Source organism: Streptomyces sp. CC224B (assembly GCF_030010595.1).
GTDB lineage: Bacteria > Actinomycetota > Actinomycetes > Streptomycetales > Streptomycetaceae > Streptomyces > Streptomyces longispororuber.
This window is the reverse complement of sequence record NZ_JASCXL010000068.1, coordinates 26,940-53,676: the sequence shown is the minus strand read 5'-3', so window position 1 is coordinate 53,676 and position 26,737 is coordinate 26,940. Positions and strand designations below refer to the sequence as shown.

The 26,737-nt window shown below is 72.4% G+C and carries 21 protein-coding genes; 8 read left to right on the top strand and 13 right to left on the bottom strand.

What is annotated here, in order from left to right:
• Positions 1–179: 179 nt before the first annotated feature.
• From QK440_RS25670 to QK440_RS25635, 8 genes are all read right to left on the bottom strand, one after another.
• Positions 180–1,535 (bottom strand): nucleobase:cation symporter-2 family protein, encoded by a 1,356-nt coding sequence (locus QK440_RS25670; protein ID WP_282795571.1) that lies wholly within the window; start codon positions 1,533–1,535, stop codon positions 180–182.
• Positions 1,536–1,936: 401 nt separating this feature from the next.
• Positions 1,937–3,325: an 8-oxoguanine deaminase gene (locus tag QK440_RS25665; protein ID WP_282795567.1), complete on the bottom strand. Its 1,389-nt coding sequence runs from the start codon at positions 3,323–3,325 to the stop codon at positions 1,937–1,939.
• Positions 3,326–3,373: 48 nt separating this feature from the next.
• The gene (locus tag QK440_RS25660) at positions 3,374–4,780 is read right to left on the bottom strand and encodes a nucleobase:cation symporter-2 family protein (protein ID WP_282795566.1); all 1,407 of its coding nucleotides are present in this window, start codon (positions 4,778–4,780) and stop codon (positions 3,374–3,376) included.
• Between the two features lie 64 nt (positions 4,781–4,844).
• The gene (gene pucL, locus QK440_RS25655; RefSeq protein ID WP_282795565.1) at positions 4,845–5,792 is read right to left on the bottom strand and encodes a factor-independent urate hydroxylase; all 948 of its coding nucleotides are present in this window, start codon (positions 5,790–5,792) and stop codon (positions 4,845–4,847) included.
• A gap of 5 nt (positions 5,793–5,797) precedes the next feature.
• Positions 5,798–6,205 (bottom strand): hydroxyisourate hydrolase, encoded by a 408-nt coding sequence (gene uraH, locus QK440_RS25650; protein WP_282795564.1) that lies wholly within the window; start codon positions 6,203–6,205, stop codon positions 5,798–5,800.
• Positions 6,202–6,735 carry a 2-oxo-4-hydroxy-4-carboxy-5-ureidoimidazoline decarboxylase gene (uraD, locus tag QK440_RS25645; RefSeq protein WP_282795563.1) on the bottom strand — a complete coding sequence of 178 codons (534 nt, stop codon included), beginning with the start codon at positions 6,733–6,735 and terminating at the stop codon, positions 6,202–6,204. Before uraD ends, uraH begins: the two co-directional genes overlap by 4 nt.
• Positions 6,736–7,023: 288 nt before the next feature.
• Positions 7,024–7,386 carry a helix-turn-helix domain-containing protein gene (locus QK440_RS25640; RefSeq protein WP_282795562.1) on the bottom strand — a complete coding sequence of 121 codons (363 nt, stop codon included), beginning with the start codon at positions 7,384–7,386 and terminating at the stop codon, positions 7,024–7,026.
• The gene (locus tag QK440_RS25635) at positions 7,383–7,643 is read right to left on the bottom strand and encodes a thiamine-binding protein (RefSeq protein ID WP_282795561.1); all 261 of its coding nucleotides are present in this window, start codon (positions 7,641–7,643) and stop codon (positions 7,383–7,385) included. The genes QK440_RS25640 and QK440_RS25635 overlap by 4 nt, the downstream gene beginning before the upstream one ends.
• 179 nt (positions 7,644–7,822) lie before the next feature.
• On the opposite strand from QK440_RS25635, the gene QK440_RS25630 reads away from it, so the two are divergent.
• The 4 genes from QK440_RS25630 to QK440_RS25615 all read left to right on the top strand — a co-directional run bounded on the left by QK440_RS25630 (position 7,823) and on the right by QK440_RS25615 (position 12,467).
• Positions 7,823–8,662: a TIM barrel protein gene (locus QK440_RS25630; RefSeq protein WP_282795560.1), complete on the top strand. Its 840-nt coding sequence runs from the start codon at positions 7,823–7,825 to the stop codon at positions 8,660–8,662.
• Between the two features lie 80 nt (positions 8,663–8,742).
• Positions 8,743–9,639: a 2-hydroxy-3-oxopropionate reductase gene (locus tag QK440_RS25625; protein WP_282795559.1), complete on the top strand. Its 897-nt coding sequence runs from the start codon at positions 8,743–8,745 to the stop codon at positions 9,637–9,639.
• 283 nt (positions 9,640–9,922) lie between these two features.
• On the top strand, positions 9,923–11,380 hold the full coding sequence (locus QK440_RS25620; protein ID WP_282795558.1) for a catalase: 1,458 nt from the start codon (positions 9,923–9,925) through the stop codon (positions 11,378–11,380).
• A gap of 544 nt (positions 11,381–11,924) precedes the next feature.
• Positions 11,925–12,467: a hypothetical protein gene (locus QK440_RS25615; RefSeq protein WP_282795557.1), complete on the top strand. Its 543-nt coding sequence runs from the start codon at positions 11,925–11,927 to the stop codon at positions 12,465–12,467.
• Here the strand turns inward: QK440_RS25615 and QK440_RS25610 are convergent.
• Positions 12,401–13,624, bottom strand: coding sequence for a Shedu anti-phage system protein SduA domain-containing protein (locus QK440_RS25610; protein WP_282795556.1), 1,224 nt, complete (start codon positions 13,622–13,624; stop codon positions 12,401–12,403). The genes QK440_RS25615 and QK440_RS25610 overlap by 67 nt on opposite strands.
• 103 nt (positions 13,625–13,727) lie before the next feature.
• Positions 13,728–15,506 carry a glyoxylate carboligase gene (gcl, locus tag QK440_RS25605; RefSeq protein ID WP_282795570.1) on the bottom strand — a complete coding sequence of 593 codons (1,779 nt, stop codon included), beginning with the start codon at positions 15,504–15,506 and terminating at the stop codon, positions 13,728–13,730.
• A gap of 501 nt (positions 15,507–16,007) precedes the next feature.
• Between gcl and QK440_RS25600 the strand changes: the two genes are divergently transcribed.
• The gene (locus QK440_RS25600) at positions 16,008–16,835 is read left to right on the top strand and encodes a hypothetical protein (RefSeq protein WP_282795555.1); all 828 of its coding nucleotides are present in this window, start codon (positions 16,008–16,010) and stop codon (positions 16,833–16,835) included.
• A 1,360-nt stretch (positions 16,836–18,195) separates the two neighbouring features.
• On the opposite strand, the gene QK440_RS25595 is transcribed toward QK440_RS25600, so the two are convergent.
• On the bottom strand, positions 18,196–19,842 hold the full coding sequence (locus QK440_RS25595; RefSeq protein WP_282795554.1) for an AMP-binding protein: 1,647 nt from the start codon (positions 19,840–19,842) through the stop codon (positions 18,196–18,198).
• Between the two features lie 101 nt (positions 19,843–19,943).
• Positions 19,944–21,758, bottom strand: a complete 1,815-nt coding sequence (locus QK440_RS25590) for an AMP-binding protein (RefSeq protein ID WP_282795553.1) — start codon at positions 21,756–21,758, stop codon at positions 19,944–19,946.
• Positions 21,759–21,971: 213 nt separating this feature from the next.
• Between QK440_RS25590 and QK440_RS25585 the strand changes: the two genes are divergently transcribed.
• Complete coding sequence (locus tag QK440_RS25585) at positions 21,972–22,883, top strand: helix-turn-helix transcriptional regulator (RefSeq protein WP_282795552.1); 912 nt, start codon at positions 21,972–21,974, stop codon at positions 22,881–22,883.
• Between the two features lie 78 nt (positions 22,884–22,961).
• Positions 22,962–23,624 (top strand): LysE family translocator, encoded by a 663-nt coding sequence (locus QK440_RS25580; protein ID WP_282795551.1) that lies wholly within the window; start codon positions 22,962–22,964, stop codon positions 23,622–23,624.
• A 153-nt stretch (positions 23,625–23,777) separates the two neighbouring features.
• Here QK440_RS25580 and QK440_RS25575 read toward each other — a convergent pair whose 3' ends face one another.
• A complete protein-coding gene (locus QK440_RS25575; RefSeq protein WP_282795550.1) occupies positions 23,778–24,923 on the bottom strand; it encodes a winged helix DNA-binding domain-containing protein in 1,146 nt (381 codons plus the stop codon).
• A gap of 225 nt (positions 24,924–25,148) precedes the next feature.
• Here QK440_RS25575 and QK440_RS25570 point away from each other — a divergent pair, with 225 nt between their 5' ends.
• Positions 25,149–26,324, top strand: coding sequence for a magnesium and cobalt transport protein CorA (locus tag QK440_RS25570; RefSeq protein ID WP_282795549.1), 1,176 nt, complete (start codon positions 25,149–25,151; stop codon positions 26,322–26,324).
• Positions 26,325–26,737 lie beyond the last annotated feature (413 nt).

Genomic DNA, 26,737 nt, shown 5'->3' with positions numbered 1-26,737 from the left:
GGCCCCCCCCGGGCCCCCGGCGCGCCCCCGCCCCCCCCCCCCCCCCCCCCCCGCCCCCCCCGGGGGGGGGGGGCGGGGGGGGGGGGGGGGGGGCCCCCCCCCCACCCCTCCCTGTCGGAGGGCCCCGCTCGACGGGCCGTCAGGGGGCGGCGGGCCGGCCGGGCCGGGGCCCGGTGGTGTCAGTGGGCCGTCGCCTGCTTCGGCACCCGCGACTCGGCGATCTCGTCGCCCGGCTCCATCGGCGCCGTCACCTCGTCGGCCTCGCTGCCCTTGCCGACGTGGTTGAACAGGAGGTTCAGGACGACCGCGGCGACGCAGCCGGTGGAGATGCCGGAGTCCAGGATGATCTTCGCGGTCTCCGGGAAGGCGTGGTAGAACTCCGGCGCCGATATGGGTATCAGGCCGACGGCGAGGGACACCGCGACGATGAGGACGTTGTTGTCCTTCTCCAGGCCCGCCTTGACGAGGGTCTGGATGCCGCTGGCGGCCACCGAGCCGAAGAGCACGACGCCCGCGCCGCCGAGGACCGGCCGGGGGACGACCGCGATGAGCGAGGCGGCCATCGGGCACAGGCCCATCAGGACCAGGAAGCCGCCGCCGGTGGCCACGACGTAGCGGCTGCGGATCCTCGTCATCGCGACCAGGCCGATGTTCTGCGCGAAGGCGCTGCACATGAAGCCGTTGAACAGCGGGCTGACGGCGGAGCCGAGCGTGTCGGCGCGCAGCCCCGCGGCGATGGTCTTCTCGTCGGCGGGGCGGTCGACGATCTCGCCGAGGGCCAGCATGTCGGCCGTGGACTCCGTCATGGAGACGATCATGACGACGCAGAGCGAGACGATGGCCGCGACCTGGAACTGCGGCGCGCCGAAGTGGAACGGCGTGGGGAAGCCGACCACGTCGGCCTGGGTGACCGGGTCGAAGTCCGTGACGCCGAACGGGATCGCCACCAGCGTGCCGACGACCAGGCCGAGCAGGACCGCGATCTGCTTGACGAAGCCGCGCGTGAAGCGGCGCAGGAGCAGCACGATGAGCAGGGTGATCCCGGCGAGGGCCAGGTACTTGCGCGCGCCGTAGTCGTCCGCCGCGGGGTTCGGGCCCTGCGCCCAGCCGAAGGCCACCGGCATCAGCGAGATGCCGATGAGGGTGATGACCGTGCCGGTCACCACGGGCGGGAAGAACCGGACGGCCTTGGAGAAGAACGGGGCCGCGACGAAGCCGAGCACCCCCGCGACGATCACCGCGCCGAAGATGACCGGCAGCGCGTCGTCCTTGTCGCCGGTGGAGTCGACGACCGCGAGCATGGGCGCGACCCCGGCGAAGGTGACGCCGTTGACGAAGGGCAGGCGGGCGCCGATGTTCCAGATGCCGAGGGTCTGGAGGAAGGTCGCGAGGCCCGCCGTGAACAGGCAGGCGCCGGTGAGGAAGGTCAGTTCGGTGGCGGACAGGCCCACCGCCGCGCCCACGATCAGGGGCGGCGCGACGACGCCCGCGTACATGGCGGCGACGTGCTGGAGGCCGGTGGTGGCCATCTTCAGCGCGGGGAGCTTCTCGTCGACCGGGTGGACGGCCGGGGTGGCGGGTGGGTGCCCGGCTTCCGTCCCGGGCGGCGCCCCGGTGCCGTCGGCCGGGTGGCCGAGGCCTGTCCCGGGCGGTGCCCCGGTCCCGTCGGGGGTCGTGCCTTGCTTGGTGAACCTGGGCTTGTTCGCCACGGCGGCTCCTCCGGTTGTTTTCCGGCCCCGGCCCTGAGCCGGCGCTTTTCGCTTCTGGGAGGTGGTGCGGGACGTGCTCGATATGCGGTTGTCGTGCGCCCAGGCAGTGCGGACCGCCCCGGGAGCGTGAAGTGTCGGGCCACGCTCCGGGGCGGCACCCGAGCAGCCCGCTCGACTGCTCGGGTCCGGTCAGGGGCCGTCCCCCCTGACCGGAGTTCTCGGGTGGGTCAGCTCCCGGCGGCGACGCGCGCCAGTCGCTGTGCCTCGGCCCGCGCGGTGCGGGCGATCTCGTCCTCGTCGACGCGCAGCAGGCGGCCGTGCTCGACGACCGGCTCGCCGTTGACGAGGGAGAGCGTCACCGGCGCGGCGGCGCCGAAGACGAGGGCGGTGACCGGGTCGGCGATGGTGGAGTGTCCGATGCCGTCGGTCTTCCACAGGACCAGGTCGGCGAGCTTGCCGGCCTCCAGCGAGCCGATCTGGCCCGCGCGGCCGAGGACCTGCGCGCCTCCGTAGGTGCCGAGCCGCAGGGCCTGCCGGGCGGTCAGGGCGGCTTCCTTGTGGGCGCCCAGGCGGTTGATGAGCAGGGCGTTGCGCAACTCGGTGTGGAGTTCGCCGGACTCGTTGGAGGCGGTGCCGTCCACGCCCAGGCCGACGGGCACGCCGGCGCGCAGCATGTCGGGGACGCGGGCGATGCCCGCCGCGAGCCGGGCGTTGGAGGACGGGCAGTGGGCGACGCCGGTGCCGGTACGGGCGAAGGCGGCGATGTCGTCGTCGTTCATGTGGACGCAGTGCGCCATCCACACGTCCTCGCCGAGCCAGCCCGTGGAGGCGAAGTAGTCGGTCGGGCCCATGCCGAACAGCTCGTGGCAGAACTTCTCCTCCTCGACCGTCTCGCTGCCGTGCGTGTGCAGTCGCACACCCAGGCGGCGGGCGAGTGCGGCGCCCTGCTTCATGAGCTCGGTGGAGACGGAGAAGGGTGAGCAGGGCGCGACGGCGACCTGCGTCATGGCGTCGAAGGACGCGTCGTGGTGCTCCTTGACGGTCTCCTCCGTCGCCGCGAGCGCGCCCTCCAGGGACTCCACGGCGAAGTCCGGCGGGAGGCCGCCGTCCTTCTCGCCGCGGTCCATGGAGCCGCGGGCGAGGGTGAAGCGCACGCCCATGTCGCGGGCCGCGCCGATGATGGCGCCGGACAGGTCGCCGGAGCCCCGCGGGTAGACGTAGTGGTGGTCCATCGCGGTGGTGACGCCGCCGCGGGCCATCATCGCGAGGGAGCCCCGCGCGGCGGCGCGCACCATGTCCTCGTCGATGCGGGCCCAGGTCGGGTAGAGCGCCACCAGCCAGTCGAAGAGGTTGTGGTCGGTGGCCAGGCCCCGCGTGATCCACTGGTAGAAGTGGTGGTGGGTGTTGACGAGGCCGGGGGTCACGAGGTGGCCGGTGCCGTCCACACGGCGTACGACGTTCTCCAGGCCCTCGGGGGCCCGGCCGGCGCCGAGGGACTCGATGCGGTGGCCGGCGACGACGATGTGGCCGGAGGCGTACTCGGTGTCCTGCGCGTCGACGGTCGCGATCGCGACGTTCTCGATGACGGTCCGCTGGGGGGCTGCCGAAGGTGCCATGGTGCGTCCTTCCGGTGTGGGTGGCGGTCGTTCGGGCACGGCAGGACCCTAGGAGGATTTGAGTGCCGCGACGTCGCCGGGCGTACTGTGCGCGCCGTCGCGGGTGCCGAGATGGTGGAAGAACAGGTTCAGCGTGACGGCGACGAGCGCGCCGGCGCTGATGCCGGAGCCGAGCACGGTCTGCGCCCAGGCCGGGAAGTCGGCGTAGAAGGTGGGCGCGGCGAGCGGGATGATGCCCGCGCCGAGGGACACGGCGACCAGGACGATGTTGGAGCTGTCGTCGAGGCCCGCCTCGGACAGGGTGCGGATGCCGCTGACCGCGATGGAGCCGAAGAGCACGATGCCCGCGCCGCCGAGCACCGGCATCGGTACGAGGCTGACGACCGCGCCGAGCACCGGGAAGGCGCCGAGGACGAGGAGCGCGCCGCCCGCGACGGCGACGACGTACCGGCTGCGCACCCGGGTCAGCGACACCACGCCGACGTTCTGGGCGAAGGCCGAGGTGGGGAAGGTGCCGAAGACGGGTCCGACGAGGGTGGCGAGGCCGTCGGTGCGCAGGCCGCGGGTGATGGTGGCGCCGTCGGTCCGGCGCTCGCAGATCTCGCCGAGCGCGAGCATGCCCGCGCTGGACTCGGTCATCAGGACGAGCATCACCAGGCACAGCGAGAGGATCGCGGCGGGCTGGAACTCGGGCGCCCCGGACGCGAAGGGCGTCGGCAGGGCGGCCACCGGCGCGGACTCCAGCGCGGAGAAGTCGGCGAGGCCGAAGGGGACGGCGGCGAGCGTGCCGACCAACAGGCCCATGAGGAGGGCCACTTGCCTGAAGAAGCCGCGCGCGAACCGCTGGAAGCAGAGGATCACGACGAGGGTGAAGGCGGCGAGCGCGAGGTAGCGCATGTCGCCGAAATCCGCGGCCTCCTTGTCGCCGCCCTGGGCCCAGCCGACCGGCACGGGCATCAGCGTCACGCCGATGAGCGTGATGACGACGCCGGTGACCAGTGGCGGGAAGAAGCGAAGCAGCCGCCCGAAGAACGGCCCGACGGCGAGGCAGAAGAGCCCGGCGACCATCACCGCCCCGTAAATGGCGGGGAGTTGGTGACCCGGGGCGCTGTTCTCGGCGATGGCGAGGATCGGTGCGATGCCCGCGGACGAGGCGGCGTTGACGAAGGGCAGGCGGTTGCCGACGACGCCCTTGACGCCGAGCGTCTGGAGCAGGGTGGCGAGTCCGGCGATCAGCAGGCTCGCGGCGATGAGCCGCGTCTGCGCGCCGGTGTCGAGGCCGACGGCCTGGCCGATGATGAGCGGAGGGGTGACGACACCCGCGTACATGGCGGCGATGTGCTGGAGCGCGGCGGGGACGAGCCGCGAGACGTGGAGCTTTTCGTCCACCGGGTGGCTTGGTTCCGGCGGGGTGGAACACGGGCCGTCGCTCGGCCCTGCGGCAGGCTGTGCCATTGCTGTCGTTCCCTCCGGTGTGGCGCGCCCCGCTCCCTGCGGCGGGCGGGGCGCGCGTCCCGCGTCAGAGGTTGGTCATGTCGACCGGGATCCTGGCCTCGACCCCGTCGCGCAGGATGGTCGCCTCGATCAGGCCGTACGGGCGGTCCGCGGCGTAGTAGACCGCGCCGTCCTTGGCCTCGTTGTCGAGGCCGCAGAAGGAGAGGTCCAGGCGGAAGTGGTGCTTGTTGGGCGCGGAGAAGCGGATCTCGTCTATCTCGCTGCGGTGGTTGATGACCCGCGAGCCCATCTGGTACAGCGTCTGCTGGAGCGAGAGGGAGTACGTCTCCACGAAGGCGTGCAGGATGTGCTTCTTCGCCTGCTCGTAGGACTTCTCCCAGTTCGGCATGCGCTGCTCGTCGCCGGTCCAGTTGTGCCGCCACCACGTCGACAGGGACGTGGCGAGGATGCGGTCGTAGTCCTCCTGGAGCGTCGTGTACTTGTCCTTGATGTAGCCCCAGAACTCGGAGTTGGTGCTGTTCATGACGGTCAGGTCCTTCAGACCGCTGAGCACCTCGAACTTCGCCCCGCCTTCGCCTTCGGCGGAGTAGGTGATCTGGGCCAGGCGCGTCTCCTGGCCCTTGCGCACGAAGGAGTGCTTGACGTCGTCGGCGCCGATGAACCGCGAGTTGGCGTCGGAGGCGGAGATCCGCTCCCAGGCGTACTCCTCGATGCGGATGCGCGCCCGGTGGATCGAGGGCTGGCTCTCCACGAAGTGCCGGGCCAGGTGGATGCCGTACTGCTCGGCGGACTCGATGCCGTGTTCCTTGGCGAAGGCGAAGCAGGTGTTCTTGGTGGTGTCCGTGGGGAGGCAGTTGGCGTTCGAACCGTTGTAGTGGACGTCGTCCAGGTCGCCGGAGAGGGCGACGGAGACGTTCAGGTCCTTGATGTGGTGGGTGTCGCCGTCCCGCGTGATCTTGACGACCCGGTTCTCCGCCTTGCCGTACTGGTTCTGTCCCAGAATGGTGGGCATCTTCGCTAGCTCCCTCGATATACGGAGTAGCCGAACGGGTTGAGCAGCAGCGGTACGTGGTAGTGCTCGCCCGGCACGACGGCGAAGGTGATCGCCACCTCGGGGAAGAACACTCCGGCCGCACCGCTGTCCCGATTCGCGGGGGCGTCCTGCTGCGCCTCGGCTTGCTTGGCTTGCTTGCTCAGGAAGTACGGCTCGACGGCGAAGTCGAGCCGTACGTGGGTGGTGCCCTCCGGCAGCGCCGGCAGGTCCTTGCAGCGCCCGTCCGCGTCGGTGGCGGAGCCGCCGAGGACCGCCCACGGCGCGTCTTGGCCCGCGCGGGCCGCGAGCGTGACGGCGACGGCCTCGGCAGGGCGGCCGGCGCTGGTGTCCAGGATGTGCGTGGACACGGAGGCGGTGGTCTCGGTGCTCATGTGCGGGGTCCCTCTTCCTTTTCCTCTTCCTCGACGAGACGGGCGAGCCGGATGCGGTTGATCTTCCCCAGTTCGGCGCGGACGATCTCCCGTTCGCGCTCGGGGGAGTTGCCGAGCCGCTCCTGGACCGCGTCCCGCATCTGCTCCCCGGTCCTGCCGGTGGCGCAGATCAGGAAGACGTGGCCGAACTTCTCCTGGTAGGCCAGGTTGAGTTCGAGCATCTGCGCCTTGAGTTCCTCGGAGGCACCGGCCATGCCGCGCTGCTCGCGGGCCGAGGCCGGGTCGCCCGGCTTCGGACGGCCGATCGGCGGGTGCCCCGCCATCGCCTCGGCCAGGTCGGCCGCGGTCAGCTCGGCCATGGCGGCGTCGCTGGCGGCGTACAGGGCCTCGGTGCTGGCGAAGGGGCGCCGGGCGAGGAGCTTTCCGCCCCAGGCGGCCGAGGCGCAGGCCTCGTGGAGTGCGGTGCGCGCCGCGGCCTCGTCGAGGGTGTTGAACCGGGCGAGGCCCGGCGTCTTGGTGCTCGAAGTCACGGGGGCCTCCGGGGCCTTTGTGCTGGACGGGCTGGCGCATAGCTAACGCCGTCCGAAACCGGCCGTCAACACTTTGTTGAAAAGTTCAGGTAACAAAGGCCGCCGCCCGGTGAACGGACGGCGGCCTGGGGATGGGGGCTGCGGGCCATGGACAGCCCGTCCGGCGTTTGAGGACGAGCGCGCAGCGCGATGAACGGGGGTCCAGGGGGCGGAGCCCCCTGGTTACGGGAAAGGGGCGGGACCGGGGCGCCCCCGCGAGGGACCAGCCCGAGCGGTCCGCTCGGGGCCCTACGTCGTGCGGTTCAGGTAGTTGTACACCGTGAAGCGGCTGACGCCGAGCGCGGCCGCCACCGTCTCCACACCGTGCCGCACGGCGAACGCGCCACGCGCCTCCAGCGCCCGCACGACCTCCTGCTTCGCCTTGCGGTCCAGCTCGGCCAGCGGCTTGCCCTCCTTGCGCTCCAGCGCGAGCAGGATGCGGTCCAGGGAGTCGGCGAGCTGCGGCAGGCGCACGGCGAGCACGTCCTCGCCCTCCCAGGCGAGCACGACGTCGTCGGGACCGGCGTCGCCGGGCGGCAGCATCTCCCCGCCCATGGCGTCGACCAGCGGCTTGACCGCCGTGACGAAGGGGTCGTCCCCGAGGCCGGTCACTTATCCGCCTCCCCCGCGCCGCCCACCACGTTGAGCTGGAGCGACACCCGGGTCGCGCCCGCCCGCAGCGAGGTGCGCAGCATCCGGTCGACGGCGGCGAGCACCGTCTCGACGTCGCCCTCGGCGGTGTTGCCGAACGGTCCGACGTCCACCGCGTCCAGGTCGGCGGCCTGGAGGACGTCCCGCGCGGCCAGGGCGTGCGGCGGCGCCTCGTCCAGGTCGAAGGGCTCGGTCGTGAACTCCACTCTCAATCGCACGGGCTCAACCTACTGCGGCGCCGGGTTTTTGGGACGACCCCCTTGACAGCTTCCGCAGGACGGAGGCAGTCTTCCATCAAGCAGAAACGAATTTCCGCAATGCGAAATTGGCGAAATTCTATGGGGACGCTCCCCAGGAACGCACGCAGTCACTCACCCGGAAGGAGCGCGGAAGCCCCATGGGATACTCCGACCAGCGCTTCACTGTGAACCTGTCGATCCTCTTCACCGAGCTCCCGCTCCTGGAGCGCCCCGCGGCCGCCGCGGCGGCCGGCTTCCGGGCGGTCGAGCTGTGGTGGCCCTGGGTCGACGCCCCCGTCCCCGAGCGGTCCGAGCTCGACGCCCTCAAGCAGGCGATCGAGGACGCGGGCGTGCGGCTCACGGGGCTGAACTTCTACGCCGGGCAGCTCCCGGGCCCCGACCGCGGCGCCCTGTCCGTCCCCGGCGAGGAGAGCGAGAAGTTCCGCGCGAACGTCGACGTCGCCGCGGACTTCGCCCGGTCGCTCGGCTGCACGGCGCTCAACGCGCTGTACGGCAACCGGGTCGACGGCGTGGACCCGGCCGTGCAGGACGAACTCGCCCTGGAGAACCTGGTACTCGCGGCGCGCGCGGCCGACCGCGTGGGGGCGGTCGTCCTCGTCGAGGCGCTCAACGCCCCCGAGTCGCCGAAGTGCCCCCTGGTAAGCGCGGAGAGGGCCGTCGAGGTCGTGGACAAGGTCAACGCCGCCACCGGCCTCGGCAACGCGCGGTTCCTGATGGACCTGTACCACCTCTCCATGAACGGGGAGGACCTGCCGCGGGTGATCGCCGCGTACGCCGGCAAGACGGGGCACGTGCAGATCGCGGACAACCCGGGGCGCGGCGCCCCCGGCACCGGCTCCCTCCCCCTGGAGCACCTGCTCGACCAGGTGCGCAAGGCCGGTTACGAGGGCTGGGTCGGCCTGGAGTACAAGCCCGGCGACCGCCCGAGCCACGAGTCCTTCGACTGGCTCCCGGCCGGGGCCCGCGCCGCCCGCTGAGCACCGGGCGCCGGGGGCCTGGCTCTGGGCGCCGGGCGCCAACTCAACGACGTACGCACGCAGTCAGAGAGGCAACCCTCATGAGCACCAACCTCCCCAAGGTCGCGTGGATCGGTCTCGGCATCATGGGCTCGCCCATGTCCGAGAACCTGATCAAGGCCGGGTACTCCGTCACCGGCTACACCCTGGAGCAGGACAAGCTGGACCGGCTGGCCGCCGCGGGCGGCACGGCGGCCGGGTCCCTCGCGGAGGCGGTCCGCGACGCCGACGTGATCGTCACGATGGTGCCCGCGTCCCCGCAGGTCGAGGCCATCGCCTACGGCCCCGACGGCATCCTGGAGAACGCCCGGTCCGGCGCGCTGCTCGTCGACATGTCGTCGATCACGCCGCAGACCTCCGTCGACCTGGCGAAGGCCGCGAAGGAGAAGGGGATCCGGGTGCTCGACGCCCCGGTCTCCGGCGGCGAGGCGGGGGCCGTCGAGGCGGTCCTGTCCATCATGGTCGGCGGCGAGCAGGCCGACTTCGACGCGGCGAGGCCGCTGTTCGAGGCCCTCGGCAAGACCATCGTGCTGTGCGGCCCGCACGGCTCGGGCCAGACCGTGAAGGCCGCCAACCAGCTCATCGTGGCGGTGAACATCCAGGCCTGCGCCGAGGCCGTGGTCTTCCTGGAGAAGTCCGGCGTGGACCTGAAGGCCGCGCTCGACGTCCTGAACGGCGGGCTCGCCGGGTCCACCGTCCTGACGCGCAAGAAGGACAACTTCCTGAACCGCGACTTCAAGCCGGGCTTCCGCATCGACCTGCACCACAAGGACATGGGCATCGTCACGGACGCCGCCCGCACCGTCGGTGCCGCGCTCCCGGTCGGCGCCCTGGTGGCCCAGCTCGTCGCCGGCCTGCGCGCGCAGGGCGACGGCGGACTCGACCACTCCGCGCTGCTGCGCGCCGTCGAGCGCCTCTCCGGCAGCCCGGTCGCGTAACCCGCGCGGCCCCTCAAGACTTCCGGGCCGTGGCGGCGCTGACACCTGTCCTGTCGCGCCCAAGTGCCGCCGCGGCCCGGAACCCCGCCCCACCCCGAACTTCAACAAACTGTTGACGTGATGGACGGGGCGTCCCTACGCTCACGTCACTCAGCTCAGCAGCTCTCCGCAGTGCGCCACGGCTGTCCGCGGCGCACTCCGGCTCCGCAGCAGCTCTTCGCAGCAGTTCGTCGCAGCTCTTCAGCAGCTCCCGCAGTCCCGCACGGAAGGCCGACCCACCACCATGCCGCAGCGCGTGCTCACCACCGAGTCCGGCGCCCCCGTCGCCGACAACCAGAACTCCGCCTCCGCCGGCGCCGGCGGTCCGCTCCTCCTCCAGGACCAGCACCTCCTGGAGAAGCTCGCCCGCTTCAACCGCGAGCGCATCCCGGAGCGCGTGGTGCACGCCCGCGGCTCGGGCGCGTACGGCTACTTCGAGGTGACGGACGACGTCACGGACTACACGTACGCCGACTTCCTGTCCTCCGTCGGCAAGCGCACCGAGGTCTTCCTGCGCTTCTCCACCGTGGCCGACAGCCTCGGCGGCGCGGACGCGGTGCGTGACCCGCGGGGCTTCGCGGTGAAGTTCTACACCGCCGAGGGCAACTACGACCTCGTCGGCAACAACACCCCGGTGTTCTTCATCAAGGACCCGCTGAAGTTCCCCGACTTCATCCACTCGCAGAAGCGCGACCCGTTCACCGGCAAGCAGGAGCCCGACAACGTCTGGGACTTCTGGGCGCACGCCCCCGAGGCCACGCACCAGGTGACCTGGCTGATGGGCGACCGCGGCATCCCCGCCTCGTACCGCCACATGAACGGCTACGGCTCGCACACCTACCAGTGGACGAACGCCCAGGGCGAGGCCTTCTTCGTCAAGTACCACTTCAAGACGAACCAGGGCATCCGCTGCCTGTCCAGCGAGCAGGCCGCCGAACTCGCGGGCAAGGACCCCAACTCGCACCAGACGGACCTGCTCCAGGCCATCGAGCGCGGGGTCAACCCGTCCTGGACCCTGCATGTGCAGATCATGCCCGCGGCCGACGCGGCGACGTACCGCTTCAACCCCTTCGACCTGACGAAGGTGTGGCCGCACGCCGACTACCCGCTCCAGCGCGTGGGCCGCCTGGTCCTGGACCGGAACCCGGACAACGTCTTCGCCGAGGTCGAGCAGGCCGCGTTCTCGCCGAACAACTTCGTGCCCGGCATCGGCCCCTCGCCCGACAAGATGCTGCAGGGCCGCCTGTTCGCGTACGCCGACGCGCACCGCTACCGCCTGGGCGTCAACCACACCCAGCTCGCGGTGAACGCGCCCAAGGCGACCACGGTGGACAACTACGGCCGCGACGGCCTCATGGCCGCCAACGCCTACGGCCGTGACCGCAAGAACTACGAGCCGAACTCGTACGACGGCCCCACCGAGACCGGCAGGCCGCTCTCCGCGCCGCTCGCCGTCAGCGGCTACACGGGTACGCACGAGGCCCCCGCGCACACCAAGGACGACGACTTCTTCCAGGCGGGCGAGCTGTACCGGCTGATGTCCGAGGAGGAGAGGGAGCGCCTGGTGGCGAACATCGCGGGCGGGCTCTCCCAGGTGTCCCGCGAGGACGTCGTCGAGAAGAACCTGGCCCACTTCCACGCCGCCGACGCCGACTACGGCAAGCGGGTGGAGGAGGCGGTCCGCGCCCTGCGCGAGGACTGAGTTTCCGTCAACTTAGAGACTGCGCCGGGGACTTGACGGGAGGTCGGTCCCCCGCGCGGAACCCGCGCCGCCGTGCGCCCGGATGAGGGGTGGCACACGGCGCGCGGGGGGACGAGGACCGCGGCGCGCTCCGGCGAGCCAGTGCGGTGGTGAAGGCCTCACAGCTCTCCCTTCGACCTGAGGAGGGGGTGGCGGGGGGCTGTCGCCGGACGCGCCGCGGTTCCTCGCGGGGGCGTGCCCTTTCGCGGTCGATCGGCCTTCGGCCCCGTCCTCAATCGCCGGACGGGCTGGAATCCCTCGGCCGGGCCTCGGGGATCCGCCCCAAGCCCTGCGGGGCGTACCCGCTCACGGCGCATCGGCCTTCGGCCTCGTCCCCAAACGCCGGACGGGCTGAAATACAGCTGCATCATCCTCACGCGCCGGACGGGCCGGATTCCCCCGCCCGGCCCCGGTCCTGCGGTGGACCGGCTTCTCCGCCGTGCGGCGGAGGGGGTTCGGCTGTGGGACGGACGATCATCGTCGCGGCAGCCGGGAAGCTCGGGGCATGACGACGACTGAACTTCCCGTGGCCCGCTGGGCGGAGCGCGTGGCCCATGTGATTCCGCTGGTCCTGCTCCCCCAGTGCGTCTGGCGGCTGCCGTTCGCCTTCGGCTTCGACATGGGCACCGGCACGGGCTCGATCGGCAGCCTGTGGATCTCCGTACCGTACGTCTTCACGCTGAGCCTGCTCACCGAGGCGCTCGCCCTGCTGTCGTTCGGGCTCGTGCGGGGCTGGGGCGAGGTGGCGCCCGCCTGGGTCCCGCTGGTCGGCGGGCGGCGGCTGCACCCCGCCGTCGCCCTGGTCCCCGCGGTCGCCGGCGGACTCGGCGCGACCCTGCTGTTCGGGCCCTTCACCCTGGGCGCGCTCGGCCTCGGCGTCTCCTTCGGCTCCTTCGACAACGGGGCCTGGGAGCTGCTGTTCCGCGTGTGCGTACTGCCTGTGGGGCTGTGGGGGCCGCTGGTGCTCGCGCTGGCCGTCCACTACGCCCTGCGCCGGTCGTCGGGCCCGGCCAGCGAACGGCGGGCGTTGTCCAGGAGTTCCTTGTAGGTGAGGACCTCGACGCGGCTGAGGTGGGCGTTGAACGTCCGCAGCGCTTCGTTGAGCTCCTCCTCGGGAACCTCCGGCTGGACGGCGGGGTGGCCGATGAGCACCAGAGCGCTCGCCCTGCGCGTTTCGATTCCCAGTTCGTCCCGGATACGGGTGCGGTGCTCGTCCAGGCCTACGAGGTAGTTGACGGCCTGGCCCACGGCCTCGTGCACCGAGGCCGCGGGCACCCAGGCGTTGCGGTGCCGTCTGACGAGGGGCCCCTTGAGTCCCATGGCCCGCTTCAGCTCCACGACGTGCAGGGCGCCGTCGCCACGGATCAGGGGGATGTCCACCTCGTCGCCCGGGACGAGCCTGCGCTGGGCCGCCTCGCCGACGTACTGGCCGCCGAAGATCCAGTGCTGTCCCTCCAGCACCCGTTGCAACTCCCGCTCGTGGGCCTCGCGGTCCTCGATGACCTGACGCAGTTCCTCGAGGCCTGCGGCCCGTCGGCGCAACTCCGTGGCCTGGAGCACCAAGTGCCCTTGTTCGTCCGCCGCGAGGAGGGCGAGCGCCTCCGGCGAGGTGACGATCGTACGTGCCGCCTCCGCCGGATCCTCGATGTCGATCCGGCCGTCCCGCAGGATGCGCTCCAGCCACAAGGCGGTCTCGGCCCTGCCCCGCGGGATGACGTACCGGCCGGGCCGGTCCGCGGGCGCCTCCAGGAACCGGGCGTCCTCGCCCTCGGCGCGGAAGTGCTCCAGAACGTCCTCGGCGGTGGCCTCAGGGTGCGCCTTCAGATACTCACGCCCGGTGGAGACCATCCAATGATGCGCCGCCCACATGGTGCGCCCCAGGAAATCGCGGTTGATGTCGTTGCGCGCCCCGTCCTGGAAGAGCCGGTACCGCTCCTCGAAGTCATGGCGCAGGATGCGGCCCTCCGCGTAGGCCACCGCGTCATGGACCTGCCGGACGACCTCCCACTCCTCCGCGCGGGCGGCCTGCGACCGTGCCTCGGTGAGCAGGCGTATCAGTTCCTTGCCCCCGCGGCGCTTGGTGCTCCGACCGCTGTGCATATGGGCGAAGACAGCGTCCAGGGCCTCGCGCACCTCGGCGTCCGCGCACTCCTCGCTGACGGCGCGCAGGTGCCACTCAAGCGTCATGTCGACTCGTGTTGCCATGCGCGTCATTGTGCGGGGAACGTCTGACAGCGCCGGCCGGATGCGAGGGAGACACCGAAGAGGGCGGTCCACGGGTGGACCGCCCCCTTGCCCTCCGGCGTCGTCAGGCCTTCAGTGTCTTGATGGCGCTGGGCGCGTGCCACGGTTCGGTGGCGATGTCCTCGAACTCGGTGACGTCGCTGATGTCGGCCGTGCGGCTCATCGCGATGTTGGTGATCCGCTCCAGGATGGCCTCCACGACGACCGGGACGCGGTACTCCTCGGCCAGCTTCTTGGCCTGCTCGAAGGCGGCGCCGAGGTCGTTCGGGTCGGTCACGCGGATCGCCTTGCAGCCGAGGCCCTCGGCGACCTTCACGTGGTCGACGCCGTAGACGCCGAGCTCCGGCGAGTTGATGTTCTCGAACTCCAGGTTGACCTGGAAGTTGATGTCGAGGCCTGCCTGGGCCTGGCGGATCAGGCCCAGGTAGGAGTTGTTCACGAGGACGTGGACGTACGGGATGCGGTGCTGGGCGCCGACGGCCAGCTCCTCGATGAGGAACTGGAAGTCGTAGTCGCCGGAGAGCGCGACGACCTGGCCCTCCGGGTCCGCCTTCGCGACGCCGAGCGCGGCGGGGATGGTCCAGCCGAGGGGGCCCGCCTGGCCGCAGTTGATCCAGTGGCGCGGCTTGTAGACGTGCAGCATCTGCGCGCCCGCGATCTGCGAGAGGCCGATCGTGGACACGTACCGCGTCTCGGGGCCGAAGGCCTTGTTCATCTCCTCGTAGACGCGCTGCGGCTTCATGGGGATGTCGTCGAAGTGGGTGCGCCGCAGCAGGGTCGCCTTGCGCTCCTGGCCCGCGGCGATCCACGCGGTGCGGTCGGGCAGCCGGCCCGCGGCCTTCAGCTCGCGGGCGACCTCGACGAACAGCTCCAGGGCCGCCTTGGCGTCGGAGGCGATGCCGTAGTCCGGCGCGAAGATCTTGCCGATCTGGGTCGGCTCGATGTCGACGTGCACGAACGTGCGGCCCTGGCGGTAGACGTCCAGCTTGTAGCCGGTGTGGCGGTTGGCCCAGCGGTTGCCGATGCCGAGGACGAAGTCGGACTCCAGGAAGGTGGCGTTGCCGTAGCGGTGCGAGGTCTGGAGGCCGACCATGCCCGCGTTGAGCTCGTGGTCGTCGGGGATGACGCCCCAGCCCATGAGGGTCGGGATGACCGGCGTGCCGGTCAACTCGGCGAACTCCACGAGCAGTTCACTGCCGTCCGCGTTGATGATGCCGCCACCGGCGACGATCAGCGGGCGCTCCGACTCCAGCAGGAAGCCGATGGCCTTCTCGATCTGGGCGCGGGTCGCGACGGGCTTGTAGACCGGCAGCGGCGCGTACGTCTCCGGGTCGAACTCGATCTCGGTGAGCTGGACGTCGATGGGCAGGTCGATGAGCACGGGGCCGGGGCGGCCGGAGCGCATCAGGTGGAACGCCTGCTGGAAGACGCCCGGGACCTGCGCCGCCTCCAGGACCGTCACGGCCATCTTCGTCACCGGCTTGGCGATGGAGGCGATGTCGACGGCCTGGAAGTCCTCCTTGTGGATCACGCTCGTGGGCGCCTGCCCGGTGATGCACAGGATCGGGATCGAGTCGCCGATCGCCGAGTAGAGGCCGGTGATCATGTCGGTGCCCGCGGGGCCCGACGTACCGATGCAGACACCGATGTTCCCCGGCCGGGCCCGGGTGTAGCCCTCGGCCATGTGCGAGGCGCCCTCGACGTGGCGGGCGAGCGTGTGGTCGATGCCGCCGCCCTCCTTCAGCGCCTTGTAGAAGGGATTGATCGCGGCGCCCGGCACACCGAACGCGTCGGTGACGCCCTCCCGCTTGAGGATCTCAACTGCCGCGCGGGCGGCGGTCATACGAGCCATTGAGTTCTCCTGCTCCGGCTGGCGGATTCTCCGCTCCCGTCGCGCCCCGCGGTGAGCTGTGAAGTCCGGTCCTGCGGTTGGCCGGCCTTGCGGCCGTTGGGTGTTCTTGCTGGTGGGGTTGGTTCTGCGGGTTCCGTGGGTTCCGGGGGGTTCCGTGGGTTTTTCGGTTCCGCGGGTCCTTCGGCTTCGCAGGCTTCCCTGTTTCCGCAATGTGGAAGATTGATTCTGTTATACGGAAGCAATGTAAAAGGGAACGGAGGGAGCGTCAAGGGACGGCGGCCGGGCCGAAGCTCAAAATCGCGTATCGGGGTCGTCGCGTTCCGTACGACCATGGGCGCAGGGCTGTACGGCTACGGAGGGGCGGGCACCAGCCTGTGGTCAGGGGGCGGGGCACCCTGGGCGTGGCCTGCACGGTCGGGGTGCCGGGCAGTTCGAGCGCGGGCGGTGCGGTGCGGTCACGGGTGTCGGGGCGACGGCGAGGTGGTGAGGGTCATGACGAGGGACGGCTTTCCGGTGCGCTGCCCGGTGTGCCGCCATGAGCAGGCGTACGCGCCTCCGGCGTTCCCCTGTGCCTGCGGCGCGCCCGTCGTACCGCCCGTCGCGCACGGCGTCGTGCCCACCCCGGTCACCGAGCGGACCTGGGCCGACGACTGGGTGACGGTACGGTGCGGCTCCTGCGGCCGCGCCGCGGACTGGCCGCGGCCGGAGCTGGGGTGCGCGTGCGGAGTGGTCCTGCGGATACCGGTCCTGCCCGAGGGCTCGGGGCCGGGGCCGGGGCCGGGCCGTGGCCCGGCGCCCCGGGCCGGGCGGGGCCATGGCGCGACGCCTGAACCGGAGCCGGGCGGGGGTCACGAGGTGGTACCGGGGGTGGGGCTCGGCCTGACGCCCGAGGGCGGGCCCGGCGCGGCACCGGGGCCGGGGCCGGAGCCCGGGGTGTTCCGGCCCGTGCCGGTGGGCAGCGCGCGGGACGCCGTGACCACGGCCGCGCTGTACCTGCGCTGGCTCGGCTACACCGACGTGGGCGTTGCCGACGCCGGGCGCGACGGGCGGCCGCCGTCCGGGGCGCGGCTCATCGCGCGGGGGGTGGTCGCGCACGTGGAGCCGTCGGCGCGGCCCGCGTCCCTGCGGGACCTGGAGTGCGCGTGGCTCACGGCTCTCACGCGCGAGGCGCTGTGCGTGTGCTTCGCCCTGTGTGACTTCACTCCCGCGGCTCGCGGGCGCGCCCTCGAACTGGCGGTGCCGCTGTTCCGTATTCCGCTGAGTGGGGTGCCTCAGGCGTTGAACGAGGCGGCTCGGGCGTTTGCTTCGCGGGGACGTTAGCTCTGGCTGCGGCGGGGCTTGCCCACCCACCCGCCCATGACCACCCCTGCTGCGCAAACCCGGCCTGACGGCACGCCGGGCGGACTCCCCCGGCCCCGGCGAATCAGCGCGGCGAACGCCACGCCCTGCCGAGCGCCTGGGCCCCGCCCCGCAAGGCCTCTCCCACCCACCCGCCCATGATCACCCGGCTACGCAAGCTCGGCCCCTCGCCACGCCAAACGCACCCCGCCCGCCGCAGCGGCACAGGGCGGCGAACGCCACGCCCCACCGAACACCTGGGCCCTGCCCCGCAAGGCCTCTCCCACCCACCCGCCCATGATCACCCGGCTGCGCAAGCCCGGCCTGACGTCCCACCAGGCGAACTCCACCCACCCCAGCGAAGCCAGCGCAGCACACGCCACACCCACACAACCACCCCGCCCCACCGCGCAACGCCCCTCCCACCCACCCGCCCGTGACACCCAGGCCTCACAGCCCGGGCCCGACGGCATACCCCTGCCACGGGAAGGTTCCTCGGCTGAGCCCCCCGCCACCGAGGTGTCACGAGCGGGACGGGGTGGGCAGTCGCGCCGCGACAGCGGCACCGACCCACGCCCGCCCGCACTAAAACCTCGACCACAGCCAACCTCCAGCCACAACCACGGCCCTCACCCAAGCCCCGGACAGGACCCGCCGGACAACACGGCCCCAGCCACCTCCCGCCCCGGACGCAGCCCCACCGCACATCCAAGCCGCGCAGGCCACCCATAGCTGGCCGCAAGCCCAGCGCGCACGGCCCACCCGCAACCGGGCCGCGGGCCCAGCCCGGGCGCAGCACCACCGCCGCCGGCCCGCTGGTCCACCCCCGCCACCACGGCGAACGGGGGGGGCGTAAAACCCCGCCGCCACCGCGCCGCCACACCACCACGCCTCCCCGCACCCGCACCCCCGAGACAACCCGCCGCACAACGCAGGCCCAGCCGCCCCCCCCCCCGGCGCAGCCCGCCCCAGGCCCGGCGCACGCGGCCCACCCGCAACCTGGCCGCAGGCCCAGCCCTGGAGCACAGCGCTTGAGCCCAGCCGCAAGCCCAGCCTTGTCACCAAGGCGCCACGGGCGGGCGGGTGGGCAAGTGCGCCGCGACAGCGGCGCCACACCACCACCCACCCGCACCCGAACCCCAAGGGCACCCCGGCGAACGACACAAGCGCGGCCCAGCGTCAGCCCCACCGCAGGCGCAGCCCAGCCCCGGCCAGAGGCCCACCACAGCCCAGCCCCAGCCCAGGCACAGCCCGTCGCAGGCGCAGCCCGGCCGCAGGCCGACCCCAGCCCCGGCCGGAGGCCCACCACAGCCCCGGCCCAAGCCCATGCGGGCCCCGCCGTTCAGCCGAACCTCTCCCTCAGCTCCACCTTCCGCACCTTCCCCGACACTGTCATGGGAAAGTCCTCAAGAATCCGCAGCCCCGTCGGCACCTTGTAGTGCGCGAGCCGTCCCTCGCAGAAGGCGCGCAGTTCGGCGAGGGTGAGCGGCTCCGCGCCCTCGCGGAGGATCACGCAGGCCAGCGGCACCTCCCCGTACCGCTCGTCCGGCACCCCGACCACCTGCACGTCCGCGATCTTCGGGTGGCCGTACAGGAACTCCTCGATCTCGCGCGGGTAGATGTTCTCGCCACCCCGGATGATCATGTCCTTGATGCGGCCGACGATCTGGACGTAGCCGTCGTCCCGCATCACCGCGAGGTCCCCGGTGTGCATCCAGCGCCCGGCATCGACGACTTCCGCGGTCCGCTCGGGCTCCTGCCAGTAGCCGAGCATCACGCTGTAGCCACGGGTGCACAGTTCGCCGGAGGTGCCGCGCGGCAGCGTGACGCCGGTCGCGGGGTCGACGACCTTGACCTCGATGTGCGGCAGGACGCGGCCGACCGTGGCGGTGCGGCGCTCCAGGTCGTCGTCCATGCGGGTCTGCGTGGAGACGGGGGACGTCTCGGTCATGCCGTAGCAGATGGAGACCTGCTCCATGTGCATCTCGGCCACGACCCGCTTCATCACCTCCACGGGACACGGCGACCCGGCCATGATCCCGGTGCGCAGCGACGACAGGTCGTACGAGGCGAAGTCGGCGAGGTTCAGCTCGGCGATGAACATCGTCGGCACCCCGTACAGCGACGTGCACCGCTCGCGCTCGACGGCGCGCAGCGTGGCGACGGGGTCGAAGGACGGCGCCGGGATGACGACGCAGGCGCCGTGCGAGGTGGCGGCGAGGTTGCCCATGACCATGCCGAAGCAGTGGTAGAAGGGCACGGGCAGGCAGACGCGGTCCGCCTCGGTGTAGCCGACGGTGCGGCCCACCCAGTAGCCGTTGTTGAGGATGTTGTGGTGGGAGAGGGTGGCACCCTTGGGGAAGCCGGTCGTACCCGAGGTGTACTGGATGTTGACCGGGTCGTCACAGCTCAACTCCGCTTCCCGGGCGGCCAGTTCCTCCGGGGGGACGGCCGCCGCCCCGGCCAGCAGCGCGTCCCAGGAGGCGTCGCCGATGTAGCAGACCCGCCGCAGCTCCGGGCACTCCCCGCGGACCTGCTCGACCATCGCGCGGTAGTCGCTGGACTTGTGCGTCTGCGAGGCGACGAGGACCGAGACACCCGCCTGCTTGAGGACGTACGCCAGCTCGTGCGACCGGTAGGCGGGGTTGATGTTCACCAGGACGGCGCCGACGCGCGCGGTGGCGTACTGGACGAGGACCCACTCGGCGCAGTTCACGGCCCAGATGCCGACGCGGTCGCCCCGGGCGACGTCCGCGGCGAGCAGGGCTCGCGCCACCTCGTCGACGGCGGCGCCGAACTCCGCGTACGTCCAGCGCCTGCCGGACACCACGTCGACGAGGGCGTCGCGGCCGGGCCAGGTGGCGACGGCCCGGTCGAGGTTCCGCCCGATGGTGTCGCCGAGCAGAGGCGTGGTACTCGTACCGTGCGCGTACGACGGCTCGGCGCCGCCCTGCGTACTGCTCACGGAGCCCGCCTGCGTACTGCTCACGGAGCCCGCCTCCGTACTACTCGCGGAACTCACCTGCGTACTGCTCGCAGAGCCCACCTGCGCGCTGCTCGCGGAGCCCGCCTCCGTACTACTCGTGGAGCTCATCGGAAGTCCTCCTCGCGGTACTCGGCGTCCGACCCCTTGGCCGTCGCCTCACGCAGTTCGATGCGGCGGATCTTGCCGGAGACCGTCTTGGGCAGCGCGCCGAACTCCAGGCGGCGTACCCGCTTGTAGGGCGCGAGGACGGCCCGCGAGTGCTCGAAGAGCGCCTTGGCCGTGCCGGGCCCCGGCTCGTACCCCTCGGCGAGGACGACGTACGCCTTGGGCACCGCGAGGCGGACCGGGTCGGGCGCGGGCACGACCGCGGCCTCCGCGACCGCCTCGTGTTCGAGCAGCGCGCTCTCCAGCTCGAAGGGCGAGATCTTGTAGTCGGAGGCCTTGAAGACGTCGTCCCGCCGGCCCACGTACGTCAGGTAGCCGTCGGCGTCGCGTGCGCCGATGTCACCGGTGCGGTAGTAGCCGCCCGCCATGGCCTCGGCGGTGCGCTCCGGGTCGCCGTGGTAGCCGGCCATCAGGCCCACCGGGGCGGCGGACAGGTCGAGGGCGATCTCGCCCTCCTGGACGCCGGGTTCACCGGTGACCGGGTCGAGCAGCGTGACGGCGAAGCCGGGCGTGGGCCGGCCCATGGAGCCGGGCTTGAGCACCTGGCCGGGGGTGTTGGCGACCTGCACGGCGGTCTCGGTCTGCCCGAAGCCGTCGCGGATGGTCACGCCCCAGTCGCTCCGCACCCGCTCGATGACCTCCGGGTTCAGCGGCTCCCCGGCGGCCACGACCTCGCGCGGCGGCGTCCTGAGCTGCGTCAGGTCGGCCTGGATGAGCATGCGCCACACCGTGGGCGGCGCGCAGAAGCTGGTGACGCCCGCGCGGTCCATCTCGCGCATCAGGCGGCCTGCGTCGAAGCGGGTGTAGTTGTGGATGAAGACCGTCGCCTCCGCGTTCCACGGCGCGAAGAGGTTGGACCAGGCATGCTTGGCCCAGCCCGGCGAGGAGATGTTCAGGTGCACGTCGCCGGGTTTGAGGCCGATCCAGTACATCGTCGCCAGGTGCCCCACGGGGTACGACACGTGGGTGTGCTCGACGAGCTTGGGCCGGGCGGTGGTGCCGGAGGTGAAGTACAGCATGAGCGGGTCGTCGGCGCGGGTCTCGCCGTCGGGCGTGTAGGTGTCCGGGGCGCCGTCGACACCGTCGTACGACACCCAGCCACCACCCGGCACCGCGGGCGCCCCACTCGCAGGTGTCGCGGACACCCCGCCGCCCGGCACCGCGGACGCCCCACCACCCGGCACCGCGGACGCCCCGCCGCCCGGTGCCACGGACGCCCCGCCGCCCGGTGCCACGGACGCCCCGACCACGATCCGCGTGTACTCCCCCGGCACGGCGTCGAACTTGGCCGTGTCCTCGGCGCGCACCACCACGTGCCGGGCCCGGCCGCGCTCGATCCGGTCGCGCAGGTCCGCCGGACCGAGCAGCGGCGTCGCCGGGATCACCACGGCGCGCAGCTTCATCGCGGCGAGCGCGACCTCCCACAGCTCGGCCTGGTTGCCGAGCATGACGACGACGCGGTCCCCGGCCCGGACGCCGAGCCCGCGCAGCCAGTTGGCGGCCTGGGCGGAGCGGCGCGCGAGGGCGGCGAAGGACAGCCGGGTCTCGGTGCCGTCCTCCTCGACGATGTGCAGCGCCGTGCGGTCGTTGCCCTCGGCGATGACGTCGAACCAGTCCAGAGCCCAGTTGAACCGCTCAGGACGCGGCCAGACGAACCCCTCGTACGCGGCCGCGTAGTCCTCGCGGTGGCGCAGCAGGAAGTCCCGGGCGGCCCGGAACCCCTCCGTGCCGTCGCCCGTCCCCGTCTCCGTCATCCGCGCACCTCGTCTTCCCTGTGTTCCGCTGTCGTGTTCCGCAGTCGTGTTCCGCTGCCGTGATCCGCTGTCGCGTTCCGTTGTCGTGCTCTGGTGTCGCCGGGCCGCGGCTCGGCGGTTCCGCCGCCGGTGCGGCGTCCGTACCATCGTGGAGTTCGTGACGTGGGTCTCACCACCCCCGGACGGGGGTGGCGTGCGGTGGAGGGCGGGCGTGTGACGGCTGCGGGCGCGGGTGAGGCGGGGGACGTACGGGCCGCGCTGGTACGGCTGCGGCGCGCGACGGGCCTGCCCGTGGCCTTCGGCGGCCTCGTCGACACGGACGCCGGCGGCGTCCCGCGCCTGCGGATCCGCGAACTCAGCGGCACCGGTACGCACGCCCTGAGCGGCCTCGGCATCGGCACGGGCCACGGCCTCGGCGGCAAGGCGCTCGCCCTCGCCCGGCCGTGCGCCGTCACCGACTACAGCTCCTCCCGGCACATCAGCCACGAGTACGACGGCGCCGTCGCGGCGGAGGGGCTGCGCGCGGTGCTCGCCGTGCCGGTCGTGGTCCGCCGCCGGGTGCGCGGCCTGCTGTACGGCGCCCTGCGCGCGCCGCAGCCGCTGGGCGACCGGGTGCTCGCCGCGGCCGTGGCCGCCGCGCGCGACGTGGAGCAGGCGCTGGTCGCCCGCGACGAGGCCCGCGCCGTCGCGGCGGCGGCCCGGGACGCGGCGGCCGGTCCTGGGCCCGCCGCCTGGGAGCGGGTGCGTGAGGCGCACGGGGCTCTGCGGGCGCTCGCCGCGCGCACGGCGGACCCCGCCCTGCGCGCCGAACTCCTCGCGGTCTGCACCACGCTGACCTCGGCGGGCGCCACGGCCCCGGCCTCGGCGGGCGTCCCGGCCCCGACGTCGGTGGACGCCACACCCCTGGCCTCGGCGGGCACCACACCCGCGGTCCCCCTGGCCCCCCGCGAGGTGGACGTGCTGGCCTGCGTCGCCCTGGGCGCGACGAACACGGCGGCCGCGGAGCGGCTCGGCCTGCGGCCGGAGACGGTGAAGGGGTATCTGCGCTCGGCGATGCGGAAGCTGGGCGCGCACACGCGCTGGGAGGCGGTGGTGGCGGCGCGCAGGGCGGGGGTGCTGCCCTAGCGGGAATTCTCCTGTGCCCCGCAGCGGCAATACCTGTACCCCGTACACACCGCCCGCTTCCCGGGTTCAATGGCGTGCATGGTGTCCGTCGACCGCCTTCTGGCCTTCGCCGCGATGTCGGCCCTGGTGATCGTCATCCCCGGGCCGAGCGTGCTGTTCGTGATCGGGCGGGCGCTCGCGCACGGGCGGCGTACCGCCGTGGCGACGGCCTTCGGCAACGTCGCCGGGTCGTACCTGATGATCGTGGCGGTCGCGTTCGGCCTGGGCTCGCTCCTGGAGCGCTCGGCCGCGGCGTTCCTGGCGGTGAAGCTGGCGGGCGCGGCGTACCTGGTGTTCCTCGGGGTCCAGGCGTACCGGCACCGGCGGGAGATGAGGGCCGAGGCGATCCGCGGTGCCACGGCGTCGGGCGAGGCCGGGCGCGGCCCGCGCGGAGACCTGCGCACCTTCCTGGACGGCGTTCTGGTGGGCCTCACCAACCCCAAGGGCATCGTGTTCGCGGCGGCGGTGCTGCCGCAGTTCGTGGACCACGCGGCGGGTCACGTCCCCGTGCAGATGATGCTGCTCGGCCTGGTCCCGATCTCCATCGGCCTGGTGACGGACACCCTGTGGGCCCTGACGGCATCGGCGGCCCGCACCTGGCTCGCCCGCTCGGACCGCAGGCTCGCGATGGTGGGCGGGGCGGGCGGCTGCACGATGATCGGGCTCGGCGTGACGGTGGCGGTGACGGGGCGGGCGGACTGAGGGCGGCGGGACGGAGCTGCGGGAGGGCGGCGGAACGCGTTCCTCAGGCGCGGCTCCAGGCACACGGGGTCAGACGCGGCTACCCGTCCACATGGGGTCAGACGCGGCTACCCGTCCGCGCGGAGTCAGGCGCGGCTCCCCGGCCACACGGAGTCAGGCGCGGCCCCCCGTCCGCGCGGGCACATCGGCCACCGCCCCGAACCGGACGTCGTACGACGACGCGCCCGCGGCCAGCACCGCCGCCGTCCGCACCGCCTCCTCGGCGACGGCCGCGCGCAGCTCGCGGCTCAGCTCCTCGAACGCCTCGACGACCACGACGACCGACCCGTCCTTCGCCTCGTCGAGCCGCCACAGCCCGGCGAGGAACCCGTCCACGAGGAAGGTGCTGAGGGCCTGGTTCCCCTTCCACGTACGGCTCTTGTGGGCGGCGGGGACAACGCGGGAGCGGTCCGCGTGGGAGAGCAGGAGGTTGTCGAACTCCGGCAGGAAGCGCGGCGGCGCCGGGGTCTCGGGGTCCGGGCGGGGTGCGTCGGGCAGGTCGAAGAGCTCGACGCCGCTCTCGTCGCGGAACGTGCGCAGCTCGGGCCGCAGCCGTTCGAAGGCCTGCCGCAGCCGGGTCACGCCCGCCCAGACCTGCATGTCCTTCACCGAGGCGGGCCCGAAGGCGGCGAGGTAGCGCAGTACGACGGCGTCCGGCGCGGGCTCCTCCGCGAGCGGTCGGCCGAGCCAGTGCTCGGCGGTGGTGAGCGCGACCTGGCCGCTGCGCCCCCACAGGCCGCGCGGGGTGACCTGGACCAGGGGGAGGCGGGCGCGGGCGGCGATGCCGAGCGACTGCGGGTCGGCGTCCGGCCAGTGGCGGGCCAGCTCGGCGCGGATGTGCGCGGGCGTGCGGGGCTCCTCCTCGACGTACGCGCGGGCGACGGCCGCGAGCCGCTCCAGGTCGACGCCGTCCAGGCCCTCGCGGAACATGCGCAGCTCGCGCTCGACGGCGGGCCGGCTGAGCGGCCGCAGCAGGAGCAGGTCGTCGGCGGTGAGGGTGTGCACGGTGGAGCGCATGGTGACGGCCCGCACGGCCGCGCGCCGGGCCATCAGCCCGGAGAGTTCCTCCGGGTCGAACCCGTCGAGCCGGGCCGCGAGGGCGACGTACGGCGGCTTCACGTTCTGCGCCTGGAGCCCCACGAGGTGGGTGAGCGCGTCCTGGGCGGACATCCGCGTGCGGCGCAGCAGGAGCTGCCGGTCGAGGGTGGCGCGGTTCAGGGCGCGGCGGCCGAGGACCGGGGCCGGCGGGGTCTTCATCATGCTCCGCACGCTAACGCGACTTGCGGACAGGGACGGTCCGCAATCGGGCGCGGCCGGGCGGACCTGGGCCGCGCCCGGCCCTTCTGCCGCATATATCCTGCTCAGGGACCTCCGGTCGGTGGAGGCGCGGGCGGCACCGCGGGCATGGGCAACACCGCGGGCGCGGGCGACACCACGGGCGCGAGGGACAGGCGAAGCAGCGAACGGCGACAGGAAGGGTTACCGGTGACCCCGGAGCGACCGGCACACCGCCCCCACTCGACGCGCAAGCACTCGTGGCGGCGCGCGACGGAGCGCCGCGGCTCCGAGCGGTCCACGACACCGCCGCCGGCCGCCGACGCGCCGCGTCCCCGCTCCCAGCACACCGGCAAGCCGCAGGGGCCGAGCGTCGTCCAGGCGGCCCTCTACCGCGACGGCGTCCGGGTCTCCTCCCCCGCGACGCTCGCCGAGACCTACCGCGAGCTGCGCACCCGCCCCGACGGCATGGCGTGGATCGGCCTCGCCCGCCCCACGGAGGCCGAACTCCTCTCCCTGGCGGCTGAGTTCGGCCTGCACGAGCTGGCGGTGGAGGACGCGATGGAGGCCCATCAGCGCCCGAAGCTGGAGCGGTACGGGGACACGCTCTTCGTGGTCCTGCGCGCGGCGCGCTACCTGGACGCCCCCGAGGAGGTCGACTTCGGCGAGCTCCACGTGTTCGTGGGCCCCGACTTCGTCATCACGGTCCGGCACGGGGCGGCCCCCGACCTGTCGGCGGTGCGCCACCGTATGGAGGAGGACCCCGATCTCCTGCGCCTCGGCCCGGAGGCGGTCCTGTACGCCATCCTGGACGCGGTCGTGGACGGCTACGCCCCGGTGGTGGCGGGGGTCCAGAACGACATCGACGAGATCGAGACCGAGGTCTTCAGCGGCGCCCCGGAGGTCTCCCGCCGCATCTACGAACTCGCCCGCGAGATGGTCGAGTTCCAGCGCGCGACCCGCCCCCTGGTCGGCATGCTGCACGGCCTCATGGCGGGCTTCGCCAAGTACGGCACGGACGAGGAGCTCCAGCGCTACCTGCGCGACGTGGCCGACCACGTCACCCACACCAGCGAACGCGTGGACGGCTTCCGCCAGGCCCTCGCGGACATCCTCACGGTCAACGCGACCCTGGTCACCCAGCAGCAGAACGCCGAGATGCGCGCCCTGGCCGAAGCGGGCTTCGAACAGAACGAGGAGATCAAGAAGATCTCTTCGTGGGCGGCGATCCTGTTTGCTCCCACGTTGGTGGGAACGATCTACGGCATGAACTTCGAGACGATGCCCGAGCTGAAGTGGGCGGCGGGGTATCCGTTCGCGATTCTGCTGATGGCAGTCGTGTGTGTGAGCCTGTACTTCATCTTCAAGCGGCGGGACTGGCTTTAGGAGGCGGTTCACTACGACCGCCTAGATTCGCTCCAGCGAATGTCCGCGCGGGTGCGTTTCAAAGCCCTGGGGAGAATCTGGGGAGAATCGGCGCCGCTGGGGAGCGGGCATCGTCCGCGTCACCAGGTACTCCGCACACTTCGCCCGCCCCTGTTGCCGTCAGCGTCCCTCCGCAAGGACTCACTGAGAGTGCCGAGCACGGCCCTGCGGGCGGCCGCCCGAGATGTTCGAGTGGCGGGGCTGCGCCGTGGCCACGGGCGGCGGGGCGTCAACGGTGAGGGCCTAAGGAAACGACGTACGCGCCACACGGACCGACTGCCACGAAGCCGACATGGCGTGTGCTGTGCCACCCGCTGGAAGACATCCCGAAACGACGCGTTCCACTTGCTCCCTCCGGGCGCACACCGCTTGAT